Consider the following 7,765-nt stretch of genomic DNA (forward strand, 5'->3'; position numbering starts at 1 on the left):
ATATTGGCTGCGATGAACCAGAAAACCTCCGTTACGAAAACCTCAAATCTGTCCCATAGGCGCTGACGTCAGACACCCAAAGTGCTCGGATGGCTGGCTTGTGGAGAGAAAGGGCCGATACGGGGCATTCCTGGGGTGCGTGAAGTATCCGGACTGCAAGGGCACGCGACAGTTACCAAAGAAAGCGAAGGTCGGTTAATCGAATTTGAGCGGTTCCGATTGCGCTTTCGTCATCGTAACCTGCCGAAATGTCAGCGTTTACGGATACCGCTCCAGACTTGGAGACCTATTGGCGATCGATCATCTTGTTCGGTCGCAACGTGGCATCATACAAATTCGCGCTGGCCAAGTCTCTGATTGAACTTGGAGGCCGCGAGCAAGAGCTCATACGCCTAGAGGATCTTGCCGAGCCCTTTGCCCGGCATGTTTGCGAGCACCTCAAGCTCAACCCAAAGCAAAGTACCTCGGCGTCCAGCAAATTCCTGGATGCGTGCAGAGCATTCAACTCAGATGAGATTTCAAAGTCAGATCTGATTACCCAAACGACGAAGCTGGGCTTCGTCAATGTGATTGACGCCTTCCACATCGTAAACCAGGGCGAAATTCCAAAGCGCTTCTTCCTGGACGAGCGGAAGCAGAGCGCCGGCATCCGGCTCACAGATGATTTCTTCAACATGTTCGAAGAAGGGCACACTGGCGATCTCGGAGAGGAAGTCGAAGCGCGCTGGCGACTGGTTGAAACTGCCTGGAGCCTGGGCCTCTCACGGAGGATGGCGAGCATCCAACACGACGACGAACTAAGCCTACTCTACGCTGGGTCGGCGGAGCGCCGCATCACCGTCACGTCCTCGCGGAGTGCCCTGAACGGCTACCAGAAGGGGAGATGTTTCTACTGCTTCGATAGGATCAGCGTCCTTGAAGGAGATGCGCTCCTGGCTGACGTTGACCACTTCTTCCCACATATACTGAAGGTAGAGATGTCGGATGCGCACCTGGACGGTGTTTGGAACCTTGTGCTGGCATGCAAAGACTGCAACCGAGGCCATGACGGCAAGTTTGCGAAGCTGCCAAACACGAAGCTGCTAGCCAGGTTACATACGCGGAACGAATTTCTGATCGGCAGCCACCATCCGCTGCGGGAGACTCTAATGAGCCAGACAGGAACGAGCGAGGTTGAGCGGAAATCGTTCCTTCAAAACCAGTATGATCGAGCGCGTGAAAGGCTGATTCATACTTGGCAGCCGATACTGCGAGCCGGGCCAGTGTTCTGATGTCTATCGAGTTCTATGAAACCAACGCGGACAGCTTCATTGCGCAGACCGTCGACGTCGATATGGCGTCACTGTATCAGCGGTTCTGCAAACACCTGAAGCCTGGCGCGTCTGTCCTAGATGCAGGGTGCGGGTCTGGCCGCGATGCTCTGGCGTTTTCACATATGGGCTACAACGTGGTGGCGTTTGATGCCTCACCCAAGATGGTAGATGCCGCGAGCAAGCGGGCTGATGTGCCTGTCTACCAAATGACGTTTGAGGATATGAAGTTCGACCAGCCCTTCGACGGAATATGGGCTTGCGCGTCCCTGCTGCATGTTCCGCGGACGCACCTTTCCAAGGTGCTTCGAAGTGTCGCGTCATTCTTGAAGCCTACAGGCGTGCTTTATGCTTCGTTCAAGTATGGGGAACAGGAGCGAGAAAAGGGCGGGCGCTATTTCAACGATCTGAATGAGAAGCTGCTCGCGGAGCATCTGGAGGATGTACCCGGTCTGAGCGCCCTCGAAGTCTGGACCACATCAGACCGGCGCCCGGATCGCAGCGAAGAGCGCTGGTTGAACTGCCTGATGGCCCACGGTGGGTGATTGCCACATCCTCATACCAATTAGGCCCACCATGAGCTTGAGAGAGGGCGGACCGGGAGGGCACATACGCCCCTGGCGAAGGGAAAGCCGTGCATGGGGTGGGGTGTGCCTGGTTTGGAACCAACTCTACGCCGCAGCAGATGCACGTTGAGCAAGCACTGCGAACCCCATAGGAAAATAGACTATGCCAACCAAATTCTTGGAGCTCGGCCCAGAAGTAGCAAGCGCAACCATACTGTTTGCACACGGCGCCGGTGCGCCGATGGACTCGTCCGCAATGACAGCCATCGCGGAAGCTCTTGCCGAACAGAAGCTACGAGTTGTTCGGTTTGAATTCGCCTACATGGCAAACCGGAGAGCTGAGGGCACCAGGAAGCCTCCGCCACGCGCTGATAAACTGAACTCAGAATACCTAGCCGCAATCGACGCGCTCCATGTCGATGGCCCGTTGATTATAGGCGGAAAATCCATGGGCGGGCGTGTGGCCAGCATGATTGCTGATGAGCTGTTTGAAGCGGATCGCATCGCCGGGTTGCTCTGCGTGGGCTACCCGTTTCACTCAATTGGGAAGCCCGAGAAGCTTCGCACGGAACACCTGCGACACCTGCGGACCCCGGCACTGATCTGCCAGGGAACGCGCGACCAATTTGGCTCGAAAGATGAAGTCAGCGGGTACGAGCTGTCACCGGCGATCCAGGTGAGGTGGTTTGAAGACGGCGATCACGACTTAAAGCCGCGCAAGCGCGTCTCAGGCTTCACTCATGCGGATCACATCACGTGCATGGGCTTGGCGGTTTCGGCTTGGGTTGAGGGTCTTGTTGGCTAATGACGTTACATGGCAGTCGAGGATATAAGCGCAACATAAACCAATTTCGACATTCAAAGCGAACATTATTAGAAATTTTGATCGCAAAAAAGCGTCGCAACTCTCCGCTCGATCTTGCAACTATTTTTGTTTGAAGGTCAGAAAGGAATTTCGGAGTCATCAATTTCGAAGTTTTTGGAATTTGTGCTATCCTTGACTTTTTCTAGAGGGCGGCTTTCACTTCGATCAACAAAAAAGATCTGGTATCCATTTGAGATCCGGCTCCTAATGTGGGCACGGGTATTATGTTTTTCCCATTTTAGCAATTTATCAAAGTCTGATAGCAGAGGTCCTTCTTCGTATCCCTTCGAAATCATCGAATCCACCCAATTACCACGGCAGATTTGTTCATCACTCGATGCCTCTAATTTCGAACCTTGAGGGCTTGAGCTCTTGATTTCATTCAATTCTACCAGCCGATGCCGGACGCGAGAAAATTCAATTTCAAATTGATTAGAATTATCGAGGTTATCAATAAGTCTTATATCGGATAGCTTGAAACGCCCTCGCTCATCGCCTTTCCGCTTTCCATTCTTCTTGAAAGTTTTGAACATTGCCTCAATGTCTGACTGCTCACCTCGATGAACTCTTGAATAACTAAGGATTACTGACCACGATGCGGGATCGTTGACACCGCCCATTTCGAACCCTTTCGGGTGCCAGTGAAGCGCTCGATGAGCCACATACACTCCCTCAATACGATCTGAACATCCAAAACTATAAGTCAAATGCTTTAGCTTCTCATCATCTTTTGGCGCGTAGTGCCAACCAACAGGATTTAAAGGCTCGCCAAAGGAATGGGGCAAGAATATCTTGTGATAAAGGTCAAAGGTTTGTTTAATGTCTGACTCTGAAAGAGCGCCTAGGATCGCATCTCCTGGCTTGAATGCTATTTCCATTGGGACTCCTGATGATCAAAAACAGTGAAGTATCGGATACGGTAGGTGTCGTTTGTGTCCTAATTTTGACACCTACTCAGGCTTCACGCATGCTGATCACATCATGTCCATGGAGTTGGCGGTTTCAGCATGGGTCGAGGGTCTCGTTGGCTAGAGCGACCATGGCGCGCCGGGCTTACCGTGTTTGCAGGGTTTGGTGGGGGCACCTACAGCGCACAGCCAGCATATAATATAAGGGCGCTTACATCGGCAATTTCGCGACTGTGGGCGCACACTTTTGCTGGTGCTGCGTCCGCCGTTCCGGAGCGAAAAAAGAGTTCACCATCGCTCGCGGGTTGACCTGGGGAGGCGGCAACACCTTTTCTGTCTACTGTTGGGGCGCAATGGCAGATGCACGATGGACCGTAGATATTTCTGGACGAAGGTTTGGGGCTCTCCTGGCATTCCCGCTCATGACGCGCTGGCGTTCAATCATGAGAGCACTCGCGACGCGGTTCTTGCCGACGCGCAGCCTGGCGACATCGTGGTTTATCTTACGAGCGATGCGACTGAAGCTGACCCACTCATGCGGGGACGGGTCGCTGGAGCCGTTGAAGTTGCCGATCCTCCTGAACCAGTGATGGTTGAAGAACTACGAGGTCACAGAAGTAGGCCCGAAGACTATCGAAAAGATGGCCGTTTCCGCTGGCCCTTCGGCATTACGGTTTCCCGCACTTGGAAAGTCATCGATCAAGAGGCAAACGATGCGCTGGTACCAGATCACGCATCAAAGGGTATCCAAGGAGCAGCCACTATCCACCCCATGCGACCCGAGGAAGTCCAACGCTTCCTTCGCCTGCGTGTGGAAGAACAAGTAGAAGGCGAGAAGACAGATCGTCAGCCCTTCTCGGCTTCCGTATCAAGACCTTGGCGTCAGAAGGTTGGAAAACGTGCCGGATCAGAAGTACAACCTGGGAGCCAGCTGTATATTGCAGTGATAGCAGACAGCCACGGCATGACCTTCAAGATTGGGTCTGGAAAAGCAGAAGACAGGCTTTCTGAACTCAACCACTACCGTCGCCCTTCGCAGGGCGAAATGCTTTGGGCTAAATATCAGGTTTGGGATTTTGCTACCGTGGATGCGGCTCGAGCCGCCGAGGATCACCTGCTAGCTCGAGCGAGGGAGATGGGGCACGGCTCGAAGGACCACACCGAGTTTGTCGTAGGAATTGCGATGCCGCAGCTCGCAGAGCTATTCACCGAGGCGGTTGCTGTTGGGCAAGCTCAAGATGAGCGAGAGAGCTGAATAGCGATCAAAACAGTATGTCGAAGAGAGCGTTTACGCTGCCCAGCTTTGTAAATCGGCCTTTCGATAATACCCGATGGTTTGAACGTTCCGACTTCACACCCTTTGCGTTGGCACGAGTGTGTTTTGCGACTTTGCTTCCTAGGTCTGGCAAAGGTTGCCCTGGCTCGCCCCCAAACCATCGAAAGTGATCGAGCTCTAAAGTGTCCGGATTCAATACGATCCAAACAACGCATCCCGAAGGCCGCCCGGCAAGCTTGAGGCTTACCTTCTGGCTGTTTGTCGACGCATCTGTTCCGCTAGTCTTCAGCTGTACGTGACGAGTAACTGCTTCGGTCTCCAACACAAGATCATATCCATCTGCATCGGTCTTGGATCTGTTCCACTTTCAGAGTTCTCGAGCATAAAAAACCTCACTCGGCGCGAAAAGCGAAAGATGGCGCTCGCGGGCTGAAATAGCAGCTTGGGCGGGATGCGCTCAAAGAAAGGGCCTCATGGCATCCTGAACGATTGCACTAAGGTCACGCTGCCTGAGTGTTTTGGGTTCCTGTTGCCAACCATCCGCTCCCTCGAAACGAGCTGCAGCAACAGGCCCATCCTTGCGATACCCCTCGTTTGCCTCGTCATCGCAAAACCGGTGGATCAGGATATCAACCGCTGCGCGTATAGCCTCAGAATGGCGGCCGTCGATGGCTTCGCGAAACGCATGGTGCAGCGCGTCTGGACCGCCCTTGTAGTGCTCTAGACAATAACAAAGGTCATGCGCATCTTTTGGTTCCGCACGATGTTCAAAGGCAAACGCCTTAAGGCACGTGAAGCTAACGATGTCCGCATGGCGAATGGTCTCGGTGGTGATGCCACCACCATCAAGCAGCTCGGCAGTTATTACTGCTTCCTCGTAGTGATCGGAGACCATAGCCGCGTTAGGGATATGAATTGCGGAGACGTTCCCTTCAGTTGGCAGTTCTTGAAGGCGCCCGCCTGTCGCATCCCCGACGTCAGTCAAGAATTCTAGGATTAGAACAGTTCCGTCAGCAAGATGGCGTTGCCAGCGCCAAGATTGCTTTTGACCCCGGTCATTCTCAGCACGTTCAAAGCCGATGCCGCGGATGTTGTCTTCTAGCGTTCGGTAAGCTTCAGTGTCCGCAAGAAGGGCCATATCGACGACAACATCAACGTCACCCGTTCCAGCATGCGCCGGTACGGCGGGCGGCCGGTCCTTTATGAGATATCGCGGCGTGAGCCCTCCAACTAAAAACACTGAATCTCGCCATGGTCCGAGATGCCTGACAAGAGTCACAAGGACCCTTTCGCAAGCGTCTGTGACTGCAGAGTTGTAACCTTGAATTGCTGTAGGTTTCTTCATCGCCACACCAGCTCCTGCGACCTCAAGTGATCTGCCATTTCCTTTGAACGTCCATGTTCCTTGAGTAGGTCGAGATATACTTGCAAAGCGGAAGCGAGTGGCAAGCCATTGACTTCATTCTCTAGTCGGGTTGGATAACCTGACTTTTCACACGGAAGAAGAAACAAGTTTGCTCCTTCGGAGACCTTTCTTGCCCCCAACTGATTAAGTACTCTTTCTGCCGCTCGTTTGTCAGGAATCCGAGCCGAGACTTCGGAGACCGACGAAAGGAATGGCGCGTAGGCTTGGGCTGCGAACTGGCCTGTCAGTTCGATCTCCGCGTTCTCCTCGCTTGCGGCATGGACTAGCTCGAGACTCAACTCTTCTGGCTTCTTTCGCGGAACGTAGTATCGCTCCGGCTTCACGGTAGGCCCAGAAAGAATGGCCTCTCGCCAGGAGTCTAGTAGATCGGCAGGGCTCGATAGCCTGCGACGTTTTGCTGGGCCGCTGCCTTTGGCGTCGAGCCAATCGCGTCGCTCTAGTTCTTTGAAAGTCTGAGACACCGTAGCGGTGGAGACACCGCTCTCTTGGGCAATTTCCGCTCCCGTGACCCACTCGCCGACACGTGAAAACAGCGCGTGCAGCACGCGCGCCCTGCTGCCGCGAAACAAGTTTATGTCGCGCTTTTTCGCAGTACGTGTTTTGGGCTTGTCTATTAGGATCAAAAGGCCCTCCACACAGATGTGAAGTGAACCACTCAGATCGTAGTACGCCACTTGTTGTTCCTGCAGTAACTTCCTGGCGCCGTTGGAGATAGATTTTGCGAGAAGCATGGGTACGTTTGGGCGGTTGGGCCTGTCCGCCCCGTCTCGCTCCAGATAGCTTCTCAGTTGCCAAATTGCTTCCCTAGCATCCCGAGGATACACGTCTCCCTTAACCTCAATCAGGAGGCGCAGTTGTCTGTCAGATATTTTTGCCTCAACCGACGCATCCGCTCGCGACCTGTCGGATAGAAGATACTCTCTCGTGACTTCAGCCACGTGTGATCTTGGAAGCTGGGAAAAGTCATCCAGGAAGCGGTCGATCAGGTCAGAGTCTATGTTTGAGCTTTCGGCCATATTTTCTGTCCAGTGAACCTGCCTACCCCTAGCATATATTTTACAAAATGGCAATATTTACTGTACAGTAAACCCTACGTAGCGGAAACCTATAAAGGTTTCGAATTCAGCCCCAGCCGGCCACGATACCTGAGGACAGCATGCCAATCGGTCGATGACCAGGCCATCGCTAGTAGGGGATTAGTAGGGGATGTACGTCAAATGTTCTCTTGCATCGTCCGGCACCATCCAAGATCGAAACGATAATTAATCAAGCAATCGTAATGAGTTGTACGTCTTTAAGAGGCTTGGTCCGGCCACGTCCAACACATGGACTGCAAAATTCGTAATGATGGGGTCGGGGGTTCGAGTCCCTTCAGCGGCACCATTCCTCTTCCCGAACAATTCGCCCAGGACGA

Annotated in this window: 8 protein-coding genes; 5 read left to right on the forward strand and 3 right to left on the reverse strand. The window is 53.3% G+C overall.

All coding sequences use genetic code 11. The features are described 5' to 3' along the window. The first annotated feature begins 55 nt into the window (after positions 1-55). The 4 genes from ACROHD_RS20480 to ACROHD_RS20495 all read left to right on the forward strand — a co-directional run bounded on the left by ACROHD_RS20480 (position 56) and on the right by ACROHD_RS20495 (position 2,681). Positions 56-199 (forward strand): topoisomerase DNA-binding C4 zinc finger domain-containing protein, encoded by a 144-nt coding sequence (locus tag ACROHD_RS20480; protein ID WP_432680310.1) that lies wholly within the window; start codon positions 56-58, stop codon positions 197-199. Between the two features lie 121 nt (positions 200-320). Then, positions 321-1,271: an HNH endonuclease family protein gene (locus ACROHD_RS20485; RefSeq protein ID WP_432680303.1), complete on the forward strand. Its 951-nt coding sequence runs from the start codon at positions 321-323 to the stop codon at positions 1,269-1,271. After that, entirely contained in the window at positions 1,271-1,855 is a 585-nt protein-coding gene (locus ACROHD_RS20490) for a class I SAM-dependent methyltransferase (protein ID WP_432680304.1), read from the forward strand. The genes ACROHD_RS20485 and ACROHD_RS20490 overlap by 1 nt, the downstream gene beginning before the upstream one ends. A 184-nt stretch (positions 1,856-2,039) precedes the next feature. Beyond that, a complete protein-coding gene (locus ACROHD_RS20495; protein ID WP_432680305.1) occupies positions 2,040-2,681 on the forward strand; it encodes an alpha/beta hydrolase family protein in 642 nt (213 codons plus the stop codon). 137 nt (positions 2,682-2,818) lie between these two features. Here the strand turns inward: ACROHD_RS20495 and ACROHD_RS20500 are convergent, their stop codons facing one another. Next, positions 2,819-3,619: a hypothetical protein gene (locus ACROHD_RS20500; RefSeq protein ID WP_432680306.1), complete on the reverse strand. Its 801-nt coding sequence runs from the start codon at positions 3,617-3,619 to the stop codon at positions 2,819-2,821. 397 nt (positions 3,620-4,016) lie between these two features. Between ACROHD_RS20500 and ACROHD_RS20505 the strand changes: the two genes are divergently transcribed. Further along, positions 4,017-4,904, forward strand: coding sequence for a hypothetical protein (locus ACROHD_RS20505; RefSeq protein WP_432680307.1), 888 nt, complete (start codon positions 4,017-4,019; stop codon positions 4,902-4,904). Between the two features lie 478 nt (positions 4,905-5,382). Here the strand turns inward: ACROHD_RS20505 and ACROHD_RS20510 are convergent, their stop codons facing one another. Both ACROHD_RS20510 and ACROHD_RS20515 read right to left on the reverse strand, forming a co-directional pair. Beyond that, the gene (locus ACROHD_RS20510; RefSeq protein WP_432680308.1) at positions 5,383-6,270 is read right to left on the reverse strand and encodes a hypothetical protein; all 888 of its coding nucleotides are present in this window, start codon (positions 6,268-6,270) and stop codon (positions 5,383-5,385) included. Next, complete coding sequence (locus tag ACROHD_RS20515) at positions 6,267-7,082, reverse strand: type IV toxin-antitoxin system AbiEi family antitoxin (protein ID WP_432680309.1); 816 nt, start codon at positions 7,080-7,082, stop codon at positions 6,267-6,269. The genes ACROHD_RS20510 and ACROHD_RS20515 overlap by 4 nt, the downstream gene beginning before the upstream one ends. Positions 7,083-7,765 lie beyond the last annotated feature (683 nt).

It is taken from the genome of Nioella aestuarii (assembly GCF_050896395.1).
Taxonomy (GTDB): Bacteria; Pseudomonadota; Alphaproteobacteria; order Rhodobacterales; family Rhodobacteraceae; genus Nioella; species Nioella aestuarii.